This window comes from Wocania ichthyoenteri Th78 (assembly GCF_000789235.1).
GTDB lineage: Bacteria > Bacteroidota > Bacteroidia > Flavobacteriales > Flavobacteriaceae > Wocania_A > Wocania_A ichthyoenteri.
In genome coordinates, this window is record NZ_KN525716.1 from 1,022,023 (window position 1) to 1,046,192 (window position 24,170).

Genomic DNA, 24,170 nt, shown 5'->3' on the forward strand with positions numbered 1-24,170 from the left:
AAACAGATTACCATATTTCAACTGCGCGCAATATAGGCTTCCATCCCTGATTCGCAATGTCTAGTTTGATTTATATTTTGAAAACTTTTCTAGTTCTTCCGCAATATAGGTTTTCCATTTTGCTTGGTTTTCAAAATGTCTTGAATAATTAGTTTCAGCATCATATTTATCTTGCATTACAGACAGCTCTTCGTTAATTGATTTATTAAGTTGCCGTAATTCATTCTTAATAGTATTTGATATTTTAAGCTGGCTAATTCGTTGCCTAAATTTACGCACATGTAGTTCGGTAATATTAAAATGCAATTGTTCGTGACCTAAAACATGATTATCTGCAACATTGGGTTTATACCACGATTGTTCTGGATAAAAATGACAAAACACCTCAGTTGTAAAGCTTATAACTTTTGAATCTGTTTCTCTTACCGAAAACCCAAATGAAATACCAGAAGCTGTAATAGCAACGGCACTTACTTTATAATTTGGTTCCCCTTTAAAATCTGCCCAAGATAGTTTGTAAGATTCATTCCAAGACATTGCAGGTTCGTCTTGAACACAAACAAAAAAACATAAAACAAATAATAATTTTATCACAGAAAAAATGAAGATTAAAAATAACAATTAGAGTATTTGGCTACTTACAATTCTTTTATGAGATTGCCGCAGTCGTGCCTCCTTCGCAATGATGTAAAACTAAAACGTTTCGCTTTAAAGCTTATTGTTTTACCTCAACGATTGTTAAATTTTGATATTTTACTAAATACACTGTATCATTATAATAACCACCAAAAAGTTTTTTTTTGTATGCAAACTTGTTTTCTACATATTCAGTTAGTGGTGCGTTATTAACAGACATGTATAGATCTGCTGAAGACACTATACGTAATACAACATCCATAGTCAAATCAAAGCCCTTAACTGCTGCACTATTTGGTGTTGTATTATAAAGTTTTTCATAACGTTTTACAAAAGCGTTATTATCGGTTTCGTTATACGATTTAGATGTGGTTGCATAAAGAAATTGTAATTTTGATAGATGCTCGTTAGAAACACCATCACTAGTAAAAGCATTATTCATGTTGGTAGTAACCAAGGTTATTTCTATAGCTTGAGTATTTGTTTTGGTGTTTTCTTCTTTAATTAATGAAGCTAAAATGCTTGTAACATTAGAAACAAAACCATCATCTTTTGTTTCTAAAAACACAATGTTTTTACCAGGTTTTAAAGCATCTTCTATATCTTGCTTAGTGACAAAAAACTTATCTACACCTTCCTTATCTTTTTTTGAATGAATTTGTTTTGCATGATTAAAATCTCTTTTTAAATCATTAGAGATTTGAGTGTGCTTTGAATCTGAAACAACAACTATGTTATTCGCCAGAGTATCAGCTTTCACATGATTAACTAAAGTACTTTTCAATTTATCATTTGGTGGTCTGGATTGAAATACATTATCGTATAATTTTAAATTCAATCCAATTGGAGAAACCACTGGTACATTATAGCTCCTTAATTTTAATGCAGCTTTTTCAAAAGTGTTTGGGGTTAATGGCCCTATTACAGCATTAACCGTTTCAAAATCATTTTCATCTATTATTTTTGACACTTCACCAACTTCATTCTTAGTATCATACACATCTACTTTAAGTGAAACACCTAAGGTTTTCAAAGAATCGATAGCCAATAAAACTCCTGAATAAAAATCTAATGAAGCATCTAAATAAGGGTCTTTAGTAATACTCTTTTTAGTATCATCAACAGTTCCAAAATCAACTCTATTTAACCTAAAAGGCAGCATAATGGCAATGCGTTTTGTATTAAAGTCTACAATGCTATCGGCTAAGTTAATATTGTTTGATTCTTCAATTGAAACAGCATCGGTAAAAGGTATTTTTAAAATCATACCTACTTTTAAACCACTTTCTGCTAACTCTGGATTTAAAGCTTCTAATTCTGCTTGTTCTAATCCTAATTTAAGCTTTAATCGATAAAAACCTTCTTTTGGTAATACTTTATAATAGCTATATTTTTCATCAACTTCCCGTTCTTTATCATCTTCAATATTTGGCACTATTATTTCCTGACCATCTTTTAAAACATCCCCCATTTCTGGATTAAGCTCTTCTAGCTCTTTAACCGACATTCCAAATTTATAAGCAATACGCCATTTACCTTCTTTGGGTTGGACAACGTAAGTTTTTGTAGGGTTTGCTTCAATCTCTTCAGTTATTTTAAATATAGGAATTTGTAGTTTATCACCTTTTCTAAGCGGATCTGCGTATAAAAATTTATTGTATTTTTTTATATCATCTTCAGATACATTGTACCTTTTTGCTAAACTATATAAGGTTTCTTTTCTTCTAGTTTTATGCTTTTTAAATCCCTGCAATTCTTTAACTATAACCATTTTAGGCTTTTTAGCCTTAGAAACTGGAATAATTAAAACCGTATTTGGTTTTAACTCCTTTTTGGCATCTGGATTTAATGCGTAAATATCTGATGGTGTTACAAAATATCTTTTTGCAATAGCTTCAATAGTTTCTCCTTTTTTAACTTGATGCGTACTGAAGTTTTGAGCATTAATTGTATTAAAACTAAATAGTAATAATAAACATAAAACGGTAAGAAATCTATTCATGTAATCTATTTTTAATTACGATAATAATACTTGTAATATCCTTAATACTTTTAATTATACATATAGTATGCCAAAAAGAATATGATATACAAAGACAATACTTTTTTAACTTACTTAATTATATACGAACATTTTGCATAAACCAGATAACTTTATTGATATAATCATGACACACAATTAATTAGCAAGTCACCAAATTATTCCCACTCAATGGTTGCAGGTGGTTTCGAGCTAATATCGTATACTACTCTATTAACGCCTTTTACTTTATTTATTATATCGTTTGACGTTTTTTGAAGAAACTCGTAAGGTAAGTTTACCCAATCGGCTGTCATACCATCGGTACTTTCTACAGCTCTAAGTGCTACACATTTTTCGTATGTACGCTCGTCGCCCATAACACCAACACTGTTTACAGGGAGTAACATGGCACCTGCTTGCCAAACTTTATCGTATAAGCCCCAAGATTTTAATCCGTTTATAAAAATAGCATCAACCTCTTGAAGAATACGTACTTTTTCGGCTGTAATATCGCCTAAAATTCGAATACCTAAACCTGGTCCTGGAAAAGGATGACGGCCTAAAAGTTCTGGGTCAATACCTAAAGTAGCACCAACGCGTCTTACTTCATCTTTAAAAATAGCGCGAAGTGGCTCCACAATTTTAAGTTTCATAAAATCTGGCAAACCACCAACATTATGATGACTTTTTATAGTTGCTGAAGGTCCACCAGTAGCAGATACACTTTCAATAACATCTGGATAAATAGTCCCTTGTGCCAACCATTTTACATCTTCTAATTTATGCGCTTCATCATCAAAAACCTCAATAAAAGAGTTTCCAATAGCTTTACGTTTTTTCTCTGGATCTTCAATACCCGCTAAAGCATCAAGAAATCGCTTTGATGCATCAACGCCTTTTACGTTAAGCCCCATGCCTTCATATTGTTTTAACACATTTTCGAACTCATTTTTTCGAAGCAAACCATTATTCACGAAAATGCAATACAGGTTTTTACCAATAGCTTTGTTTAATAAAACTGCAGCTACGGTAGAATCTACACCTCCAGAAAGTCCTAGAACCACTTTATCATTCCCTACTTTTTCTTGAATAGCTTCAACAGTTTCTTCAACAAAAGAATCTGGTGTCCAATCTTGTTTGAGTCCAGAAATACCAACTAAAAAATTCTCTAAAAGTTGTTTTCCATCGGTTGAATGATACACCTCTGGATGAAATTGAATAGCATAAGTTTGTTCGCCTTCAATTTTATAGGCTGCATTTTTAACATCGTTCGTACTCGCCAATAAAACAGCATTTGTTGGCAATTGTTTGATGGTGTCGCTATGACTCATCCAAACTTGACTTCCTTCTGAAATATTTGCGAAGAATAATTCATCATCTTTTATAAATGATAAATTTGCACGACCATACTCTCTTGTATTTGATGGCGCTACTTCTCCCCCAGAAAAGTGTGCTAGATATTGTGCTCCGTAACAAACAGCAAGTAATGGCTTTTTTGCTCTTATCACAGATAAATCTGGATGTAGAGCAGCTTCTCCTCTTACTGAAAATGGGCTGCCAGAAAGAATTACGGCTTTGTATTCTTCTACGTTTGTTGGAATTTTATTGAATGGGTGTATTTCGGAATATATGTTAAGTTCTCTAACTCTACGTGCAATAAGTTGTGTGTATTGCGATCCGAAGTCTAAAATTAATACCTTGTCGTGTTGCATGCGCAAAAGTAATAATTGATTTTATATTGACGAATTACCAATCCCTCTTTTTTTAACATTTTTTAAACCATGGAATCTAAAATCATTTCTATGTCATTTTCTGTAGTATCCGGGTTAATAAAACAGAAACGTGAAACGGTTTCAAAAGCATTACCATTTTTCCATTTTGTTGGTGTTACTAAAGCGAATCCTTTTCTATGATTTTCGTAAGTCCAATGCGTATAATCTTCTGGACTCCATCCTATTCTTCTATATAAAACGCATGATAAACTTGGTTCTCGCACTAACTCAACATGAGGATTTTTTTCAATCATTCTGCCAGCAATTTGTGCTAATTCAATACCACGTTCTATAGCTTCTTTATATCTATCAGTCCCATGAGTTGCTAATGAAAACCACAGAGGCAAACCTCTAACACGACGTGTTAATTGTATTTGGTAGTCGGTTGGGTTGAAACCATGCGCGCCTTCATCTTTAAAAATATCTAAATAAGACCCTTGTTGTGAGTGTGCTTGTTTTGCCAATTCTAGATTTTTATAAATAACTGCTCCACAATCGTAAGGCGAAAACATCCATTTATGCGGATCGATTGTAATACTATCTGCTTTTTCAATACCATTAAACAAATGTCTTACAGAATCGGCTGCTAAAGCGCCACCACCATAAGCAGCATCAACATGAAACCATAAATTTTCTTTTTCGCAAATAGAAGCAATACCTTCTAAATCATCAATAATTCCTGCATTGGTTGTTCCACCAGTACCAACAACTGCAAATAAACGCATGCGCTGATGCTCAGTTAAACCATCAATCGTTTTTTGTAACTCTGAGCCATACATTATATCCTCTGTATCTACCAATAAAATGTCAACATCGGCTACTTTTGCCATAGCTTTTATTGAAGAATGCGCACCTATGGATGCTATTATTAATCCTTTTTCTCCTTTAAACGCATCATTCTCTCTCCAGTGTTCACGCGCTGTAACAATTGCCGATAAGTTTGCAGCAGTCCCACCACTTGTAAAAACACCAAATGCACCTTTAGGCAAACCGGTTAAAGACACAATCCATTTCATGGCTTCATTTTCGCAAAAAATACCACCAGCACCTTCCATCCAATACGCACCATGTATACTTGATGCCGATGTTACCAAATCGAACATAATCGCTGCTCGTGTTGGAGCCGCTGGCACGAAAGCTAAATTTCTTGGATGATCTACAGGCACATTACTTTTCATTAAGTATTTTCTCCATTTTTTAAAAGCAACCTCGCCACCTATACCTTCTCTGGTAATGGTTTCTCCTACTAATGCTTTTAATTCTTCAGATTTTTTAGGCTTCCCTATTTTAGGGTTTGTAGATGAAATTCTATCTATGGTATATTTCATAACATCCATAGTCATTTCAACTAACTCTATATCTATTTTATGCATTTAATATTACATGTTTAGTATTAAAAAATCACCCTTTAGAGGTTGTAAACTTTTAATCAAATTAGGGATTAATTCTTCTCCATATTCTAAATAAAATTCTGAGAAATTTGTATTACGTTCTTGTAAACTACTTCCTGGAAATAAGGCTCTTTGAATATCAGTCATTCGAGAAACTTGGTCTGCTAACTTCTTTTTTTGAGCTTTTAACAGACGTTTTTCAAGATTATCTAATCCTTTTAATTGTTTTGTTTCTTGGGCTTTTATTGCTCCTAAAAATGATTTATCTGTTTGTTCGGCTAATTTATATAAATCTTCAAATTGTTTTTTAAGATATTCTTTTTGTTGAGAAAAGTCAATTTCAATATCAGAAATTTGTCTTACTTTTTTATTTATAAAAGCATTAGGCTTTAAAAAAATGTCTGTTTTTGAAATATTTAATTTTTCAAGTTTCTTATACTGATTTTCGGTTTGAATTAAAACCGAATTACGCAACAATAATATAGGAAACGGTACTTTTACTTTATTGAAAAATTCTTTTAACTGAAACCAATAAGCTAGCTCACCTCCCCCGCCAATATAACATAGATTTGGCAAAATAACTTCTTGATATAACGGACGCATAATCACATTTGGTGAAAAGCGTTCTGGATGATTTTTTACTTCATTTAAAATTTCATCTTTATTAAACGTGATATCTGTATTATTTACTTTGTAAACGTTGTCTTCAAAAACAATACGTTCGCGTAAATTTTCTTTTAAATAAAATAAATTAATCTCTCTGGGATTAACCTGAATATTATAACTTTTTTCAAGTTTGATATTGGTTTTTGAAACTTCAGTAAACGACGTTTGATTTAATAATTCATCTTCTATAAAAGGGATAAATTGCTTTTTTAAATCGGCATCATTAGCATCAATAATTACCAATTCATAATCCTTAAATAATTGGTTTGCTAAAAAACGTGTGGCATCCGTTAAGTTATCATGTTTTATATAAGCTTCTTCAAATAACTGCTTTAAATAATCGGCATTTTTACTGCTGCTTAATTCTTTTGAAAACAACTCAAAAACCTTATCTAATCCGTTGGTTGATAATTCGCCAACCGCACCATTTGATTGCTTATTCCACTGTACTTTTTTGCCTTCAAAATTGAAATAATTAATTTCTTCGAAATCGTGATCCTCGGTAGCCATCCAATACACAGGTACAAAATTGTATTTTGGGTATGCTTCTTTTAATACTTTTGAAAGGTTTATTGTTGAAATTATTTTATACAGAAAATATAAAGGTCCTGTGAATAAATTAAGCTGGTGTCCTGTGGTAATTGTAAAGGTATTCTCTGATTTTAATAATTCAATATTTTGAAGTGTGCCTTTTGATGCTTGAATATTTTGATATTGTTTTTTTAAAACTGAAGCTAAAACTATACGATGAGATTCTGAAACAAATTCAGAACGACGCTTTTCTTCTATTTGGTCTTTAAAATTTTCAAGCTTTGGAAAACGATTATAAGACGAATTTAATTCATTTTTTTCGTCTAAATAATCACAAATTAGTGGTGAAAAGTAACCAGTATCTCGAAACGGAATATAATTTTGCTGCATGTTTAATTTAAAAGCTATACAAATATACAGCTATTCAATTTTTATCATTCTAAAAAATACGTTAAAGCATTTGTCTTTTAATCAATATTTCAACACTCCATTTTTTATATCAAAATTGCATTATCCTTAACTTTTTAATAAAAATACACTATTAATTCATACAATTTTTAGTAATTTCACATAACGTCATCAAAATAAATCAATCATGAAAAATCAAAATTTCATATTAATCTATTCTTTTTTCCTATTCACTTTATTAAGTTGTAATAAATCTGGTGTTTTTGATGAACCCGATATTGCAGAACCAGGACCAAGAACTTATGAAAATATTCAAGAAGATTTTGAAAATATTGATTTTAAAACTGGACACAATGATGTAGACCTAGAAAATCTTGAGAATGATATTTGGAAGTTTAGAGTAGTAATGCCCGATGTAGATTTTACAAATAACAAGAGACCTCTAATTATTACTCTACATGGATGCGCTTCATGTGGTATATCTCCTGATTCGCATAAATTTACAGAGTGTTTAGCCGAAGTAGGGTTTGAATCTCTTGATGCCATTATTTTAAGCCCTAATAGCAATGGCAAACTATGGCCTACAATAGAAAATAATGAGCAAGTTAAAACTCTAGTAGATTTGGCATCTACATATCTTCCTGTAGACACAAATAAAATTGTAATACATGGTTATAGCGACGGAGGTAACGGAAGCTGGTTTTTTGCTGAAACACAATCTAACATATTTTCAGCATCCATTCCTATGGCAAGTCAATACAATACCACAAATAGTGGTATAGGCAGACAAATCCCTATTCCAGTATATGTTATTCATGGACAAGAAGATGCGCTATTCCCTGTAGAAAATGTCGAAAATTGGGTAAATGCTAGTATTGAATCTGGTAGTGATATTACAATGGTTGTAGCTCCAGATTTAACCCATAATGAACCTTGCGAATATGCATTCTATTTACAAGATGCTACTGATTGGTTAGTTAATCATGTTTGGAATTAAATTTAGTATAAGAAATAAAAAGCTTTAGAACCTGATAAATATATCAGGTTTTTTTATGTTATAAATTAAGTAAATTAGCTCTCAATTAATTCTCCATTATTTATGAAACAGTATTTAAGTAATTTTCTCTTATTAGCTTTTTTAGCATTTATATTTAATGCTAACTCTCAAAATCTTCAATCTCCTTCTGAATTTTTAGGGTACGATTTGGGTACTCAATTTTCAAGACACCATCAAGTAGTCGATTATTTTAAACATGTTTCCAATCAACTTCCAAATCAAATAAAGCTAGAAAAATATGGTGAAACTTACGAGCGCAGACCTCTGATGCTTGCTTATGTTTCATCCGAAGAAAATTTACATAACCTTGAAACTATCCGCCAAAATAACTTAAAAAATACTGGCATGAATAATGGCACACCAACAAATACTGATGTTGCAATTGTATGGTTAAGTTATAATGTTCATGGTAACGAAGCATCAAGTACAGAGGCTGCAATGAAAACGCTTTACAAGCTCTTAACCGAAAAACAAGAGTGGCTAAAAAACACTTTGGTAATAATTGATCCTTGCATAAATCCAGACGGACGCGATCGATACGCCAATTGGTATAACGAAACAGCTAGTAAGCCATACAATATCAATCAACAAGCCAGCGAACATAATGAGCCTTGGCCAGGTGGAAGACCAAACCATTATCTTTTTGATTTGAATAGAGATTGGGCTTGGGCAACACAAATTGAATCTGCTTCAAGACTTAAAATATACAACAAATGGTTGCCACATATTCATGTCGATTTTCATGAACAAGGGATTAATGAACCGTATTATTTTGCGCCAGCAGCAGAACCTTTTCATGAAATAATTACCAATTGGCAACGCTATTTTCAGACACAGATTGGGAAAAATCATGCTAAATATTTTGATGCGGCTGGCTGGCTTTATTTTACTAAAGAACGTTTCGATTTGCTCTATCCTAGTTATGGCGACACCTACCCAACCTACATGGGAGCTATTGGGATGACTTACGAGCAAGCCGGTCACGGACGTGCTGGATTAGGTATTTTAAATGATGAAGGCAACGTTTTAACTCTCGTTGATAGAATTGCGCATCATACAACTGCCGCCTTATCAACTGTTGAAATAGCTTCAAAAAATGCTGAAAAATTAAATATTGAGTTTAAAAAATTCTTTAATAATTCAAACTTAAAATATAAAAGTTATGTTTTAAATGGCAATTCAGATAAAATTGAATCCTTAAAAAACCTACTAGATAAACACGAGATTACTTATGGTTTTGCTCAAAGCGGAAAAGTTAGCGGTTATAATTATACTACGTCTTCACAAGGGCAAATAAATACATCATCGAACGATTTGGTGGTAAGCACTAATCAACCAAAGGGAAAAATGGTAAAAGTGCTTTTTGAACCTAATACCAAATTAAACGATTCTATAACTTATGATATTACGGCGTGGAGCATACCTTATGCTTACGGATTAAACGCTATTGCTAGTAAGAACTTAGTACGCTTTAACGCAACCAAACCAACAACTACAATAAACAACACCATTAGCAAAACTGCAACTGGTTATATTGTAAAATGGAATCATTTAAAAGATGCAGAATTTTTAGCGGACTTATTAAAGCAAAATATAAAAGTTAGATTTACCGAAAAGCCTTTAAAAACTGAAGAGAAATCCTTTAATAGAGGGTCTTTAATTATTGTAAGAGGTGATAATAAAAAGGTGGATAATTTCGATAATATCGTTTTAAAGTCGGCTAATACATATAATCGTGAACTACATGCTGTACAATCTGGGTTTTCTACAAGTGGCCCAGATTTTGGTTCGCCAGAAATTAAATTAGTTAACAAACAAAAAATCGCCATACTTTCTGGCAAAGGCACATCATCATTAAATTATGGCGCACTTTGGCACTTTTTCGAGCAGCAAATACATTACCCAATTACCTCAATTAACACTAATAACTTTAGCGGTTTAAATTTAAACAAATTTGATGTACTTATTATTCCTAGCGGGAATTACAAAAGTATTTTAAACGAAAAAGGTTTAGAGAAATTAAAATCATGGGTTACCAAAGGCGGAAAAGTAATTGCCATTAGTAATGCCTTAAAGGCTTTTGCTGACAAAAAAGGATTCAAGCTAAAAAAGAACGAAATCAACAAAAAAGAAAAAGATACCATTAACTTAATTCCTTACGCAAACCGAGAACGTGAAGCTATTAAAAACCTAATTTCTGGCGCTATTTTTAAAACAAAAGTAGATAATACACACCCAATGGCTTTTGGTTATAGTAATATATATTTTTCGCTTAAGTTGGGTAGTAGCCCGTATAAATTACTAAGTGATAATAATTTCAATGTGTCTTATTTAGACAATAACCCAACTCAAGTTTCTGGCTTTGCTGGAAGTAATACTTTAAAGAAATTAAACAACTCTTTAATTTTTGGAGAAGAACGTATTGGTAAAGGCAGCATGATTTATATGGTAGACGATGTTATGTTTAGAAGCTTTTGGGAAAACGGAAAACTGTTTTTAGTAAATGCCATTTTCTTTGTAAATAATAACGCGGTTGAGTTGTAGATTTAAAGACTTGACTTTGTAAAAAATTTCAGCTACCACCGTTTAGCTGCTAATATAAAACAACTTGTACTGAGTGGAGTCACAAAGTATTAAAACGATTTGATATCAGTTGAGCATTAAACGAAACACTCAATTAATTAATGAGCTACCTCTGCATACAAATCGAAATCTTCAGCTTCAATAATTTTTACATTTGCAAACTCCCCTGTTTTTAAATAGATTTTTGTTGCATCAATAAGAACTTCGTTATCTACATCGGGCGAATCGAATTCGGTACGTCCGATAAAATAATTTCCTTCTTTTCTATCAATAACCACTTTAAACTCCTGCCCTATTTTTTGCTGATTCAATTCCCAAGAAATCTGAGATTGAATTTCCATAATTTGGTTTGCTCTGTCAATTTTCACTTCTTCTGGCACATCATCTTCTAAATTATAAGCATGTGTGTTTTCTTCGTGAGAATAAGTAAAACATCCTAAACGCTCAAAACGCATGTCTTTGACCCAGTTTTTCAAAGTTTGAAAATCTGCTTCGGTTTCACCCGGATATCCAACAATAAGGGTGGTTCTAATCGTCATATTAGGAACAGCAGCTCTAAAATCTTTTAATAATTTAGTTGTTTTTTCTTGAGTTGTTCCGCGGCGCATACTTTTTAAAATAGCATCAGAAATATGTTGCAACGGAATATCTAAATAGTTACAAATTTTAGGCTCGCGATTCATCACGTCCAATACATCCATTGGGAATCCTGTTGGAAATGCATAATGCAAACGAATCCACTCCACACCTTCAACTTTTACTAAAGCTTCAAGAAGCTCTGCTAAATTTCGTTTTTTGTATAAATCGAGTCCGTAATAGGTTAAATCTTGTGCAATTAAAATGAGTTCTTTAACGCCATTCTCAGCTAATTTTTCAGCTTCAATAACAATATCTTCAATAGGCGTGCTTTTATGTTTTCCTCGCATTAAAGGAATGGCACAAAAACTACAAGGTCTGTCACAACCTTCAGCAATTTTTAAATAGGCATAATTTTTAGGTGTCGTCGTTAAACGCTCGCCAATAAGTTCGTGTTTATAATCGGCACCCAAAGCTCTTAGTAAACCGGGTAATTCTGTAGTCCCAAAATACTCGTCAACATTCGGAATTTCTTTAACTAAATCTGGCTTATAACGCTCACTTAAACAACCTGTTACAAACACCTTATCAACTTCGCCTTCTTCTTTTTTCTGAACGTATTCTAAAATCGTATTAACACTTTCTTCCTTTGCATTATTAATAAATCCACAGGTATTAATCACCACAATATTACCTTCTTCTTCATGTACAACCTCTTTATTGTTAGCTTTAAGTTGGCCCATTAATATTTCGCTGTCGTAAACATTTTTACTACAACCCAAGGTTACTACGTTTATTTTATTTTTTTTAAGAGTTTTTGTGCGCATACGTTCTATAAATCTGGGCGCAAAGATACGTAATACTTAATGATTAATGAATATTGAATAGCGACTACATAATTTTGACTTTTTAGAATAGATTCCCGTTTTCACGGGAATGACAATTTCATAAGGAAACTTCGAAGTTTGGCTTCGAAGCGTTTATTTTCAATTAAACCTTTCTTATATTTATACGTCTTAAATTAAAACCTGCTACTATGAAAAAGAAACTCTACCTTATTTTATTGGTAATTATATCTTTTTTTAATTGCTCATCAAATGATAATCCAATTGATGAAAACCCAATTCAAGACGAACTCTACTTTCCTCCAATAGACTCTGATGTATGGGAAACAAAGTCGATAGGTGATTTAGGGTGGAACGAAAGTGCATTACAACCGCTTTTAAATTATGTTGAAAGTAAAGGCACCAAAGCTTTTATTATTTTAAAAAATGGTCGCATAGTTGTTGAATGGTATGGCAATGGAGAAGATGAAGCCTCAAATTTAGCGTGGAATTCTGCCGCTAAAACACTAGTGGCTTTTACAACTGGTATTGCTCAACAAGAAGGCTTTTTAAATATTAATGATTCGTCAAAAGATTATTTAGGTAACGGCTGGTCTAATTTAACATCAGAACAAGAAGAAAGTATAAGTATTTGGAATCATTTAACCATGACTACTGGTTTAGATTATACTGTTTCTAATAATAATTGTACAGATCCAGAATGTTTTATTTATAAAAATGAATCTGGCAGTTTTTGGTTTTATCATAACGGAGCATATACCATATTGCATGATATTGTTGCTGGTGCTGTAAACACCGATTTTGATAGCTATTTTAATGATAAGTTGAAAAACAAAATTGGTATGCAAGGTGCTTGGATACCCTTTGGATATTACAAACTATACTATAGCAATGCTAGAAGTATGGCAAGATTTGGGCTATTAAACTTAAACAAAGGAACATGGAATAAAACAGCTATTCTAAATGATAGCAGCTATTTTGAAGCGATGACAAGTACATCGCAAGACTTAAATAAAGCGTATGGTTTTTTATGGTGGTTAAACGGAAAAGATAGTTATAGAAGCCCTAGTTTAACCTTGGAGTTTCAAGGACGATTAATCCCGAATGCTCCAGATGATTTAATTGCTGGTTTGGGTAAAAATGATCAAAAAATGTACATTATACCAAGTAAAAATCTTGTTATAATTAGAATGGGCGATGATGCTGGTGAAGCTTTATTAGGCCCTTCAAGTTTTGATAACGACCTTTGGGGAGAAATTAATAAACTGATTAACTAGTTGTAATTTTTTGGTGCTTTTCGCCTTTTGGAAACCTGCTCATACAAATAGGGCCAACTCAATAAATCATTTTCAGATAAGGGTTTACTAATAAACGTTAAACCTTTTGGCGCACCTTTTTCCGTGTAACCCATAGGCACCGTTATAGCAGGGTATTCAGCCACTGCAGCAAAACCTGCATGGTAATTATTTATAGATAAAAAACCATCTAAATTATGTTTTTTCATTGGTTTATCATAAAAGATTCTTCCATTAGTTTTTAATGTGTTTTTTATATTTTGAAACTCTCCATTGGTTGCACTGTCTGCTACAATGCCTTCAAATAGTTTTTGACCATAAGGCATAATATGAATTGAATCTTTTTTATTGAAATTAACAACATCCTTAACAGAGTTTACCTCTATTTCGTTATCTGCAAAGTTTGAAAGGTATTTAGGCAAATCGGTTTTCATGTCTAAGTTTAACAGCCTTAAAAAATTAGGTAAGTCAACTTTCTCTTCCTTTACTTCAATAATTATAGCATCTTTAGATTTTAAATCTGAAATAGCTTGAGCATATAACGAATCTTCTAACAACCTTTTAAATGCACCAAAACGTTTTCCTCTTAAATTGTCATTTGATGAAATATCACTATAAAAATTATTTTTCCATTTTTTATTAATCGATTTTGAATCCTTTTCATCAAAACCAAACATCGCATCTAATAAAATAGCATTATCCGTTACATTCTTAGTCATAGGTCCTGGTGTATCCAAAGTTGACGAAATAGGCACAATACCACTTCTACTTAATAACCCAATAGTTGGTTTTAAGCCCACTACCGAATTCTGACTTGAAGGCGATAAAATAGAACCCGATGTTTCGCTACCAACTGCTGCCACACAAAAATTAGCAGCAACAGCTACACCGCTACCTGAACTTGAGCCACCTGTGTCCAAAACGCGTCTTCCATAAGGATTTAGGGTTTGTCCTCCAATAGCACTATAACCACTTGGACAATCACCACAAAAGAAATACGCCCATTCGCTAAGGTTTGCTTTTCCTAAAATTAAAGCCCCTTGATTTTTTAACTGCTTTACAATAAAAGCATCTTCAGTTTTATTATTTTGTAGTGCTACAGCTCCTGCAGTTGTGGGCATTCCAGAAGTATTAATGTTATCTTTTAATAAAATGGGCATGCCAAAAACAGGATGTTTTAACATTCTATTTCTTAAATCGATGTCTTTTTGTTTGGATTCTGCTATTACGTTTGGATTTAATGAAATAACTGAATTAAGCGATAATTCATTTTCTCTATCAAACTTTCTAATACGATACAAATAGAATTTAGTAAGCAATTCATAAGATAATTTACCAGACGATATATGTTTTTGAAGTGTTGGAATATCTGCCTCTAAAATTAATGGTTTTAAATTATTATAAACCACCTCAGTAAAATTTTCTAAACCCTCTTCAAAAGGTTTCCAAATCTTACTATTATTAATATACTTAGAATCTAAAACCTTAAATTCTCTAAAGTCTTTTACTCCTATAGTATCTTCTACAATTGACGTTTCTGTTGATGAAACTTTAGAATTTTGATTTTTACAAGAAAAGATAAAAAAGGGTAATAGAAAGAAAATAGAAAATCTCATAATTAGTATTTTGAATAAAAATACTAATTAATTTGATGACTTAGTTTCTATCTTCAAGAAGAATAACGATTCCTGTCTTTGCAGAAATTTTACTTAAAAAACGAATCAACAAACTCAAATTTATTAAACACTTGCAAATCTTCAATACCTTCACCAACGCCGATATATTTTACAGGTATTTTAAATTGGTCTGAAATACCAATCACGACACCACCTTTAGCTGTTCCGTCAAGTTTTGTAACGGCCAAAGATGTCACTTCGGTTGCCGCAGTAAATTGTTTGGCTTGCTCAAAAGCATTTTGTCCTGTAGAACCATCTAAAACCAATAACACATCGTGTGGTGCATCTCCAACTACTTTTTGCATAACGCGTTTAACTTTGGTAAGCTCGTTCATTAAATTTACCTTGTTGTGTAAACGTCCTGCAGTATCAATAATAATAACATCGGCATTTTGATTAACTCCAGATTCTAAAGCATCAAAAGCAACTGATGCTGGATCGCTACCCATGTCTTGTCTAATCATTGGTACATCTACACGGTCTGCCCAAACTTGTAATTGGTCTATTGCAGCTGCTCTAAACGTATCGGCTGCTCCTAAAACTACTTTTAAACCTTGTTTTTTAAATTGATAAGCTAACTTACCTATTGTTGTTGTTTTACCAACACCATTAACACCAACAACCATTAATACATATGGTTTTTTGTTTTCAGGAATTGTAAATTCGGTGTCTTCGCCTGAGTTTGTTTCACTTAATAAACCTGCTATTTCTTCGCGAAGTATTTTATTAAGTTCATCTGTTCCTAAATATTTATCTTTTGCAACGCGTTCTTCTATACGTTCAATAACTTTTAGTGTGGTATTTACACCAACATCACTCGATACTAAAACCTCTTCAAGATTATCTAAAACTTCATCGTCTACTTTAGATTTTCCTGCTACGACTTTACTTAGTTTACCTAAAAAACTTGATTTAGATTTTTCTAACCCTTTGTCTAATGTTTCCTTTTTTTCTGATGAAAATATTTTTTTTAAAAAACTCATTAAAAATGTTTATTCGTTTGTCGTTAATTTGTTTAGAAGTTAAAACTTCTTTTTTGCGTTAGGGATTGAAGCGGCATCCTTTTTAAACAATTTAAAAGTGACATTGCTTATGAGAACTAAACTTTGGCAGATTGCCACGTCCTTTGTCCTCGCAATGACGTTTTAAAAAGATACAGCGAAAAGCCCGCCCCTTGTGGTAACGCTCAAATTAATATTGTCAATTTTCGCACCACTTTTTTTTACTGTAATTATGGCAGTAAATTTACTAAAATATAAGCATAAAAAAACTGCTTCCAAAATGAAAGCAGTTTATAATATTTTATGCAATTAGTTTTACTTTTTATTTAAAAAGTCGTTTACTAATTCTGGACTCATAATAGACTCAACAAACATGTAAGCTCCTGTTTTTGGAGACTTAACCATTTTTATAGCTTTTGTTAATCTTTTTGATCCTGTTTGTAATGATGCTACTGATTTCTTTGCCATGACTTATGCGTTGTTTGAAGTTTTCTAAAACTTCTAATTATTTAATTTCTTTATGAACTGTCATACGTTTAAGAATTGGATTAAATTTTTTAATCTCCATTCTATCTGGCGTATTTTTTTTATTTTTTGTAGTAATGTAACGCGAAGTTCCTGGTTGCCCAGACTCTTTATGCTCTGTACATTCTAATATTACTTGTATTCTGTTGCCTTTCTTTGCCATGTCTTTTTACTTATTAAATACAGCTATTATTTATAAAACCCTTTAGATTTTGCTTCCTTAATTGCTGCAGAAATACCAATTTTATTAATAGTTTTTAAAGCAGATGTTGAAACTTTTAAAGTTATCCAGCTTTCATCTTCTGGAATGTAAAAACGTTTCTTCACTAAATTCGCGTTAAATTTGCGTTTAGTTCTGTTCATTGCATGAGACACGTTGTTTCCAACCATTGCCTTCTTTCCTGTAAGTTCACAAACTCTTGACATTATTTATAACTTTAAATTTTTTGTTGCTTAAAATCGAGGTGCAAATATACAAATTCTTTGTATTATGGCAACCTAATTTTTATCTATTTTTTAAAATTTCTTTTTGAAGCATTTCGAATGCTTTATTTACCGCTTTATTTATCACTTTTACACGATGGTTTCCCATATTAAACTTTTCTGAAAACACATGGTTTTTTGTAGCTATGGCGATAAAAACAGTTCCAACCTCAGCATCAGCATCACCTTTTTCTGGACCAGCATTCCCTGTGGTTGCTATAGCATAATCTGAATTAAATAATTGCAATGCATTTTTTGCCATAACCTCGACAACTTGAGCACTTACAACAGAATATACATCAATAATAGTTTTAGAAACCCCTAAGACATCAATCTTAGACTGGGTTGCATAAGTTACTAATCCTCCTTTAAAGTATGCAGATACTCCTGCATTTGCGGTAATGTGTTCTGCAATTTTTCCGCCTGTACAACTTTCGGCTACTGCAAGTGTTTTACCTAATTTAACTAATTGCTTTCCTAGAACCACTTCAATAGATGATTCTTCGTCTTCAAAACCATAAAACTCATCTTTAATTAATGGTAATAATTGATCTATTTGTTGCTGTACCTCATCTTTAATTTGTTGTTCATTAAATCCTTTTGCCGTTAATAGTAACCTAACCTTTCCTAAGTTTGGTAAATAGGCGAGTTTAATGTGTTTTGGCAAGGCATCTTCCCAAGTTTCTATTCTTGCGGCAAGCGAGCTTTCACCAACACCATAAACCAACAATGTTTTATGTAATATAAACGGGCAATTAAATGTGTCTTTTAATTTTGGAATAACCTCATTTTCCATTAAAGCTTTCATCTCAAAAGGTACACCTGGAAGTGATATAAAAACTTTGCCTTTAGCGGCAATCCACATACCAGGAGCACTACCTAATTTATTCATTAAAACTGTTGCTTTTGATGGCACTAAAGCTTGGTCTTTATTTACTTGTGCTAGTGGTTGTTTAATATATTGCTCCCATAAATGCTCAATATTTTTTAAAACTGAAGCATCACGTACTAATGTATCATCAAAATATTCTGCAATGGTTTTTTTGGTAATATCGTCTTTTGTTGGCCCTAATCCACCTGTTAAAATAATAATGTCTGCATTTTCTTTGGCTTCTTTTAACGCTTTAAGTATATGGGATTTATCATCTTGAATTGAAGTAATTTGATAAACTGAAACGCCTATTTTATTGAGTGCTTTAGCTATAAAAACCGAATTGGTATCTGTAACTTGCCCGATAAGCAACTCATCACCAATGGTAATTATTTCAGCCTGCATTATAAATTAAAATCGGATTTTATTTCTACCAATGCATTGTCAACAGCTGTAATAACAATATTTAGCTTATCGGTAATATCTAAATCTGTTTTAGTAAATTTCCCCCAATCTTGAACTTCTATTAAATCTTCAAGAATACCAAGTTCAAACAAATCTACTGTGGGTTTCATTTTATGAGCCGCTTGATATGCTTCTTGATAATCTTTTTCAGCTACTGCTTTCTTTAGTCGTTCTGCATCAACTGAAACTTCTTCTAAAAAAGTCTCTGCCAAGGTTGCAACAAAATCTTCGTCGTTGTCAGCTAATTCGCGTACTCTAAATAATTTGTAATGTTGTTCCATTTATTTTACTGTAATTGAAAACATTTCTTTGTCTTCTATAAATCCTTTTAATTTATCGTTAGCAATAACTTTGCCAACTCCTGCTGGCGTGCCTGTAAATATAATATCTCCAATCTTTAAAGTAAAATATTTTGAGACATATTCTATTATTTCATCAATTTTCCATAACATGTGGCTTGTATTTCCTTGCTGAACTATGGTGTCATTTTTTTGTAACGAAAATTTTATATCATCAACATTTCTAATAACATCAACCGAAAGCCAGTTCCCTACAACAGCAGCACCATCAAATGCTTTTGCTTTTTCCCAAGGCAACCCTTTGGCTTTTAACTGACTTTGTAAATCACGTGCTGTAAAATCAATACCCAACCCAATTTCTTTATAATACTTATGCGCAAATTTTTTATCAATATGTTTCCCTACCCTATTTATTTTAACCAAAATTTCAACTTCGTGATGCACATCATCTGAAAAATCTGGAATAAAAAAAGGCTGTTTTTTAAGAAGAATTGCTGTATCTGGTTTTATAAAAACGACTGGATCTGTTGGTTTTTCGTTTTCTAATTCTTTAATATGTTCAGTATAATTTCTTCCGATGCAAATTAACTTCATAACTTTTTATTAAGTGAGATTCCTGTCTTCGCAGGAATGACAAGATTACCCTAATTTATTATTAAAGCTTTTTAATTTTATGGCAGTTAGCACTTTTTTGGTGTACAACGGAAAATCAGCATTAAGCAACCAACCAAAATATCCGGGTTCTTTCTCTAAAACATCTGTTACCAATTTGCCTTTGTGTTTTCCGAAAGAAAAACATTCAATACCTTCTTTATTATAGGTTATAAATCCTGCAAAATCTGCAAACTTTTTTCGTGAGCTAAATTCAGCTAAAAATTTGGTGTCGTTTTCAAGGTCTTCGTATTTAGCAATTTGAGCTTTTAAAACCTCGTATGTCGCATTCGTATCTGCCTCGGCACTATGTGCGCCGTCTAAATTTTTATCGCAATAAAACTTATAAGCGGCACTTAATGTGCGTTGTTCCATTTTATGGAATATGGTTTGAATATCAATTGATAGGCAGTTTTTCATATCAAAATCTACCTCAGCACGTAGCATTTCTTCGGCTAAAAGCGGAATATCAAATCGGTTTGAATTAAAGCCTCCTAAATCAGAATCTTTAATGAGGTTATAAATCTCTTTTGCAAGCTCTTTAAACGTTGGTTTATCGGCAACATCAGCATCAGAAATACCATGAATCTCTGTAACTTCCTTTGGAATTGGCATTTCTGGATTTACCAACCACGTTTTACTTTCTTCTTTTCCGCTAGGGTACACTTTTAGTATCGAAATCTCAACAATACGGTCTTTGGTAATATTTATTCCTGTGGTTTCTAAATCGAAAAAACAGATGGGTTTTGTTAGATTTAATTGCATTAGCTATTTTTATTAAGCGTAAAGGTACTAAATTACTAAAGTGTAAAAAACAAAAAACCAACCGTTTTAATGGTTGGCTTTTATACTGTACTATTATATTGAGGTTCTTTGCTGCGCTCTGAATATCACTAAATTTCTCTATTACTATCCCAAGCTTCTAAATAATCCGCAACAGCTTTTACAAACTGTCCACCAAGTGCACCATTTACTACACGATGGTCGTAAGAATGCGACAAAAACATTTTATAACGAATACCAATAAAATCGCCTTCTGGCGTTTCAATAACTGCGGGCACTTTTCGTATAGCTCCTAAAGCTAAAATACCAACTTGTGGCTGATTAATAATTGGAGTTCCCATAATACTACCAAAGGTCCCCACATTAGTAACGGTATAAGTTCCTCCTTGAATATCGTCTGGTTTTAATTGGTTCAATCTAGCTCTGTTTGCTAAATCGTTAACCTGTTTGGTCATGCCTACTAAATTAAGTTGGTCTGCATTTTTAATAACTGGTACAATTAAATTACCATCGCCAAGAGCAGCAGCCATACCAAGGTTAATGTTTTTCTTTTTTATAATTTTATCTCCTTGAATAGAAATATTCATCATTGGAAAATCACGCAATGCTTTAGCAATGGCTTCCATAAAGATTGGCGTAAAGGTTAAATTTTCGCCTTCGCGCTTCATAAATCCATCTTTAACTTTCTTTCTCCAATTCCAAATTTTAGTTACATCGGCTTCAATAAAACTTTGAACGTGTGCCGAGGTTTGCGTAGATTCCACCATGTGATGAGCAATAAGTTTGCCCATTCTAGTCATTTCAATAATTTCATCTTCACCACTTGCAACAACCGATGTTGGTGCAGTTTTTTGCTGGGTCTCAGCTTTTGTGATAGGTTTTTTAGTTTCAGAAATTGATGCTACTTCTTTTTTAGTAGAACCTCTATTGTCTATATAATTTAAAACATCGTTTTTAGTTACACGTCCGTTTTTACCTGAACCAATAATCGCATCCAATTCATTTTGAGAAATACCCTCTTGCTTTGCTATGTTTTTAACTAGCGGCGAATAAAAACGATCTTCTTTTGAGCTAACTGGAGCAACAGTTTCTTTTGCAACCACTATTGTTTGTTCTACTTGTTCAACTGCTACTTCTTGTTTTTCGACTTCAGCAGTGGTAGATTGAATATTATCGATAGAATTTTCTCCTTCAGTTTCAATAATAGCAATGGTTTGTCCAACCTGAACAATATCATCTACATTAAAAAGCTTTTCAATTAAAATACCATCAACTTCACTTGGCACTTCACTATCTACTTTATCTGTAGCAATTTCTAAAACCGCTTCATCTAACTCGATAGTATCGCCAACCTCTTTTAACCAAGAAGTTATCGTTGCTTCAGCAACACTTTCTCCCATTTTTGGTAACTTAAGTTCAAACTTTGCCATATCTATAATGTAATCCTTAATTTTTAATTTCAGTTTGCAAAATTAATAAAAAAACATTGATTTTTTTAAACTATTTGCAATAAAAACTATTCTAAAACCACAACCTCTCCTCTGCTTATCGCATCGTCGCTCCCAAGTATAAAATTAGAATTTTCTGGTAATATTTTATAGGTTACATGTTTATTTTTCACACCATCTCCAACCATCTCAATAATTCTTTTATAGCCCAACCCTTTAGCATCAAAAATAACTTCAGTGTGCTCTTGAATATTTTTTAAATCTGATTTTAAAGTAACCTCGTTCTCCAAAGCAAATTTAAGCTTTTCATTAATTTGATTTGCAATTAAAACATATTTTTCAATAGTTTTAGTTTTTTTAACCGGTGTTTTTCTAAACACATAAACTAACCTTATACCAATCCAAACTAGCATATCAAAAAAAATATTTTTCTTAAAATGCTTTTTATAAAAAATCTGCATAGCGCCATAAAAACGACGTGCATAATATTTATCTCTTAATGTGCTTTCTCCTTTAAAATGAATGATTGTTGTATCACTGAAATAGTAATTATTATAACCTGATTTTAAAACTTTATATGATAAATCAATGTCTTCGCCATACATAAAATAATCTTCATCAAAACCGCCTACTTCATTATAAAGATCTCGTTTCATAAACATAAAAGCTCCAACTAACACATCTACTTTTCCACTTTCATTTTCATTCAAATGATTCGCATAATAGTCTTTAGAACTGCCTATTGATTTTTTAAAAGCAGCCCCTATATAAGGAACGTTTCGTTTACTTTCTGGTAAAAACTCTCCAACTCCATTTATTAATTTGCACCCTATAACCCCCAATTTTTCTTTATTTTGTGCAAAGCTTAAAAGTTTAGTGAAAGTGTCTTCGGCAACAACAGTATCTGGATTTAGTATACAAACATACTCACCTTTTGCTTGTGAAACACCTATATTATTGCCTTTTGAAAAGCCAAAATTTTCTTTATTTTTTATGAGTTTAATATTAGGGAATAATGTTTTTACCATATTGCAACTATCGTCTTCAGAATAATTATCGATTACAATAATTTCTGCATCAATATTTAAAACAGCTGCTTGTACACTTTTTAAACAGAGTTCTAAAAAGTAACGAACGTTATAATTTAGTATGACTATTGATAATTTCAAATTAATCTCATCTATTTAACTTTGCCCTTAAGCTTATGACTTCTAATTTATATGTAAAGAACCTTTACAAATTATATACTCTAAAATAACTTAATTGTTACAAAAAAACGACTACTCTTTCTATTATTCATCTTTAAAGTTAAAAACCCTAGTTTATAAAAATCAAACATATAAATATTAACAAATCCAATAGATAATAAATATTTAATTAGAGGCTTAAAAATTAAAAATATTCCTAAAATTATTTTTCTGATTTTATATAGCTTAAAATAGACTCTTAAAAGCACTACATCTTCTATAAAACTTTTATCATAATTTACATATTCAAGTATATCAACTAAATTACTAATAGCCTTTTCGGTATTATTAATATAATCAATATTATTGTCTAAACTGCCATTTAAAACTGGGTTGTTAGTATGATTTATTACAATGCTATTTTTTTTTAATTCAAATCCAAATAAAGTATCTTCATGACCATAATCAACAAGTCTTTCATCAAATGGAGTTTCTTCAAATATAGCCTTGTTAATTAAAAAATTATTGGTCATAAAAGATTTATTTTTACTTTGTTTTCTTATTAACCAGTTTTTATTTTCTCTTTTCAAACCACAAAGCCATCGAAGTCTCTTATTTCTTTTTGGTTTTACTTTTTTGTAAATGCTACCGCCATAAATTATACTGTATCGTCTTTCTTTTATTTCTTTAATATAATTTAACAAAAAATGATTTGAAATAATGATAGAATCACAGTCTAAAAAAAGCATGTTTTCAAACTTGGCATATTTAATAAATCTATTTCTTATAGCTGCTCTTCCAACATTTTTATCTAATTCAATATACACTTGATTTGCGCATACACTTTTATTTAATTCTTTAATTGAATTTTTAGAACAATCATCTATAAGAATTATTTCGGATGGCACTTTTAGAAGCAAAGCCTGTCTAGATAGCTCATTTACAAGTTTTGTGACTTTACAATTATAAATAGGAATACAAATTGAAATCATTAATCA

General features: G+C 31.9%; 21 protein-coding genes. 3 read left to right on the forward strand and 18 right to left on the reverse strand.

Features of this window, described 5'->3' with window-relative positions:
• Positions 1–60 precede the first annotated feature (60 nt).
• The 5 genes from RG22_RS04395 to bshC all read right to left on the reverse strand — a co-directional run bounded on the left by RG22_RS04395 (position 61) and on the right by bshC (position 7,409).
• On the reverse strand, positions 61–594 hold the full coding sequence (locus RG22_RS04395) for a DUF922 domain-containing protein (protein ID WP_244462114.1): 534 nt from the start codon (positions 592–594) through the stop codon (positions 61–63).
• 121 nt (positions 595–715) lie between these two features.
• A complete protein-coding gene (locus tag RG22_RS04400; protein WP_034041162.1) occupies positions 716–2,638 on the reverse strand; it encodes a PBP1 and LysM peptidoglycan-binding domain-containing protein in 1,923 nt (640 codons plus the stop codon).
• Between the two features lie 197 nt (positions 2,639–2,835).
• Entirely contained in the window at positions 2,836–4,371 is a 1,536-nt protein-coding gene (gene guaA / locus RG22_RS04405; protein WP_034041164.1) for a glutamine-hydrolyzing GMP synthase, read from the reverse strand.
• A gap of 62 nt (positions 4,372–4,433) precedes the next feature.
• Positions 4,434–5,804 (reverse strand): pyridoxal phosphate-dependent decarboxylase family protein, encoded by a 1,371-nt coding sequence (locus tag RG22_RS04410; protein ID WP_034041165.1) that lies wholly within the window; start codon positions 5,802–5,804, stop codon positions 4,434–4,436.
• A gap of 6 nt (positions 5,805–5,810) precedes the next feature.
• Entirely contained in the window at positions 5,811–7,409 is a 1,599-nt protein-coding gene (gene bshC / locus RG22_RS04415; protein ID WP_034041167.1) for a bacillithiol biosynthesis cysteine-adding enzyme BshC, read from the reverse strand.
• 205 nt (positions 7,410–7,614) lie between these two features.
• On the opposite strand from bshC, the gene RG22_RS04420 reads away from it, so the two are divergent.
• Entirely contained in the window at positions 7,615–8,424 is an 810-nt protein-coding gene (locus tag RG22_RS04420) for a carboxylesterase family protein (protein ID WP_034041169.1), read from the forward strand.
• Between the two features lie 102 nt (positions 8,425–8,526).
• The gene (locus tag RG22_RS04425) at positions 8,527–11,028 is read left to right on the forward strand and encodes a M14 family metallopeptidase (RefSeq protein WP_034041170.1); all 2,502 of its coding nucleotides are present in this window, start codon (positions 8,527–8,529) and stop codon (positions 11,026–11,028) included.
• A gap of 137 nt (positions 11,029–11,165) precedes the next feature.
• Here RG22_RS04425 and rimO read toward each other — a convergent pair whose 3' ends face one another.
• Positions 11,166–12,470: a 30S ribosomal protein S12 methylthiotransferase RimO gene (gene rimO, locus RG22_RS04430; RefSeq protein WP_034041172.1), complete on the reverse strand. Its 1,305-nt coding sequence runs from the start codon at positions 12,468–12,470 to the stop codon at positions 11,166–11,168.
• 209 nt (positions 12,471–12,679) lie between these two features.
• Here rimO and RG22_RS04435 point away from each other — a divergent pair, with 209 nt between their 5' ends.
• On the forward strand, positions 12,680–13,765 hold the full coding sequence (locus RG22_RS04435) for a serine hydrolase domain-containing protein (RefSeq protein ID WP_034041174.1): 1,086 nt from the start codon (positions 12,680–12,682) through the stop codon (positions 13,763–13,765).
• Here the strand turns inward: RG22_RS04435 and RG22_RS04440 are convergent.
• The 12 genes from RG22_RS04440 to RG22_RS04490 form a co-directional block, all read right to left on the reverse strand.
• Positions 13,762–15,399: an amidase family protein gene (locus tag RG22_RS04440; protein WP_034041175.1), complete on the reverse strand. Its 1,638-nt coding sequence runs from the start codon at positions 15,397–15,399 to the stop codon at positions 13,762–13,764. The genes RG22_RS04435 and RG22_RS04440 overlap by 4 nt on opposite strands.
• 89 nt (positions 15,400–15,488) lie before the next feature.
• Positions 15,489–16,442 (reverse strand): signal recognition particle-docking protein FtsY, encoded by a 954-nt coding sequence (gene ftsY / locus RG22_RS04445; protein WP_034041176.1) that lies wholly within the window; start codon positions 16,440–16,442, stop codon positions 15,489–15,491.
• A 333-nt stretch (positions 16,443–16,775) separates the two neighbouring features.
• Entirely contained in the window at positions 16,776–16,928 is a 153-nt protein-coding gene (locus RG22_RS17575; protein ID WP_081997674.1) for a DUF4295 domain-containing protein, read from the reverse strand.
• A gap of 37 nt (positions 16,929–16,965) precedes the next feature.
• Positions 16,966–17,148, reverse strand: coding sequence for a 50S ribosomal protein L33 (gene rpmG, locus RG22_RS04450; protein ID WP_007648529.1), 183 nt, complete (start codon positions 17,146–17,148; stop codon positions 16,966–16,968).
• Positions 17,149–17,174: 26 nt separating this feature from the next.
• Positions 17,175–17,411, reverse strand: coding sequence for a 50S ribosomal protein L28 (gene rpmB, locus RG22_RS04455; RefSeq protein ID WP_034041178.1), 237 nt, complete (start codon positions 17,409–17,411; stop codon positions 17,175–17,177).
• 79 nt (positions 17,412–17,490) lie between these two features.
• Complete coding sequence (locus RG22_RS04460; protein ID WP_034041180.1) at positions 17,491–18,744, reverse strand: competence/damage-inducible protein A; 1,254 nt, start codon at positions 18,742–18,744, stop codon at positions 17,491–17,493.
• Positions 18,744–19,085 (reverse strand): Hpt domain-containing protein, encoded by a 342-nt coding sequence (locus RG22_RS04465; protein WP_034041182.1) that lies wholly within the window; start codon positions 19,083–19,085, stop codon positions 18,744–18,746. The genes RG22_RS04460 and RG22_RS04465 overlap by 1 nt, the downstream gene beginning before the upstream one ends.
• Positions 19,086–19,697 (reverse strand): fumarylacetoacetate hydrolase family protein, encoded by a 612-nt coding sequence (locus tag RG22_RS04470; protein ID WP_034041184.1) that lies wholly within the window; start codon positions 19,695–19,697, stop codon positions 19,086–19,088.
• Positions 19,698–19,742: 45 nt separating this feature from the next.
• On the reverse strand, positions 19,743–20,519 hold the full coding sequence (locus tag RG22_RS04475; protein ID WP_034041186.1) for a 3'-5' exonuclease: 777 nt from the start codon (positions 20,517–20,519) through the stop codon (positions 19,743–19,745).
• A 128-nt stretch (positions 20,520–20,647) separates the two neighbouring features.
• Positions 20,648–21,967 carry a dihydrolipoamide acetyltransferase family protein gene (locus RG22_RS04480; protein ID WP_034041187.1) on the reverse strand — a complete coding sequence of 440 codons (1,320 nt, stop codon included), beginning with the start codon at positions 21,965–21,967 and terminating at the stop codon, positions 20,648–20,650.
• A gap of 86 nt (positions 21,968–22,053) precedes the next feature.
• A complete protein-coding gene (locus RG22_RS04485; RefSeq protein WP_034041189.1) occupies positions 22,054–23,154 on the reverse strand; it encodes a glycosyltransferase family 2 protein in 1,101 nt (366 codons plus the stop codon).
• 80 nt (positions 23,155–23,234) lie between these two features.
• Complete coding sequence (locus tag RG22_RS04490) at positions 23,235–24,164, reverse strand: glycosyltransferase family 2 protein (RefSeq protein ID WP_052143639.1); 930 nt, start codon at positions 24,162–24,164, stop codon at positions 23,235–23,237.
• Positions 24,165–24,170 lie beyond the last annotated feature (6 nt).

What these genes read in the sequence shown, in the direction of transcription:
- RG22_RS04475 (WP_034041186.1), bottom strand. Translation starts at nt 20,519, where the DNA reads ATGCAATTAAATCTAACAAAACCCATCTGTTTTTTCGATTTAGAAACC.
- RG22_RS04420 (WP_034041169.1), top strand. Translation starts at nt 7,615, where the DNA reads ATGAAAAATCAAAATTTCATATTAATCTATTCTTTTTTCCTATTCACT.
- rpmG (WP_007648529.1), bottom strand. Translation starts at nt 17,148, where the DNA reads ATGGCAAAGAAAGGCAACAGAATACAAGTAATATTAGAATGTACAGAG.
- RG22_RS04435 (WP_034041174.1), top strand. Translation starts at nt 12,680, where the DNA reads ATGAAAAAGAAACTCTACCTTATTTTATTGGTAATTATATCTTTTTTT.
- guaA (WP_034041164.1), bottom strand. Translation starts at nt 4,371, where the DNA reads ATGCAACACGACAAGGTATTAATTTTAGACTTCGGATCGCAATACACA.
- RG22_RS04470 (WP_034041184.1), bottom strand. Translation starts at nt 19,697, where the DNA reads ATGAAGTTAATTTGCATCGGAAGAAATTATACTGAACATATTAAAGAA.
- RG22_RS04400 (WP_034041162.1), bottom strand. Translation starts at nt 2,638, where the DNA reads ATGAATAGATTTCTTACCGTTTTATGTTTATTATTACTATTTAGTTTT.
- RG22_RS04410 (WP_034041165.1), bottom strand. Translation starts at nt 5,804, where the DNA reads ATGCATAAAATAGATATAGAGTTAGTTGAAATGACTATGGATGTTATG.
- bshC (WP_034041167.1), bottom strand. Translation starts at nt 7,409, where the DNA reads ATGCAGCAAAATTATATTCCGTTTCGAGATACTGGTTACTTTTCACCA.
- RG22_RS04440 (WP_034041175.1), bottom strand. Translation starts at nt 15,399, where the DNA reads ATGAGATTTTCTATTTTCTTTCTATTACCCTTTTTTATCTTTTCTTGT.
- rimO (WP_034041172.1), bottom strand. Translation starts at nt 12,470, where the DNA reads ATGCGCACAAAAACTCTTAAAAAAAATAAAATAAACGTAGTAACCTTG.
- RG22_RS04425 (WP_034041170.1), top strand. Translation starts at nt 8,527, where the DNA reads ATGAAACAGTATTTAAGTAATTTTCTCTTATTAGCTTTTTTAGCATTT.
- RG22_RS04460 (WP_034041180.1), bottom strand. Translation starts at nt 18,744, where the DNA reads ATGCAGGCTGAAATAATTACCATTGGTGATGAGTTGCTTATCGGGCAA.
- RG22_RS17575 (WP_081997674.1), bottom strand. Translation starts at nt 16,928, where the DNA reads ATGGCAAAGAAATCAGTAGCATCATTACAAACAGGATCAAAAAGATTA.
- RG22_RS04465 (WP_034041182.1), bottom strand. Translation starts at nt 19,085, where the DNA reads ATGGAACAACATTACAAATTATTTAGAGTACGCGAATTAGCTGACAAC.
- RG22_RS04480 (WP_034041187.1), bottom strand. Translation starts at nt 21,967, where the DNA reads ATGGCAAAGTTTGAACTTAAGTTACCAAAAATGGGAGAAAGTGTTGCT.
- ftsY (WP_034041176.1), bottom strand. Translation starts at nt 16,442, where the DNA reads ATGAGTTTTTTAAAAAAAATATTTTCATCAGAAAAAAAGGAAACATTA.
- rpmB (WP_034041178.1), bottom strand. Translation starts at nt 17,411, where the DNA reads ATGTCAAGAGTTTGTGAACTTACAGGAAAGAAGGCAATGGTTGGAAAC.
- RG22_RS04490 (WP_052143639.1), bottom strand. Translation starts at nt 24,164, where the DNA reads ATGATTTCAATTTGTATTCCTATTTATAATTGTAAAGTCACAAAACTT.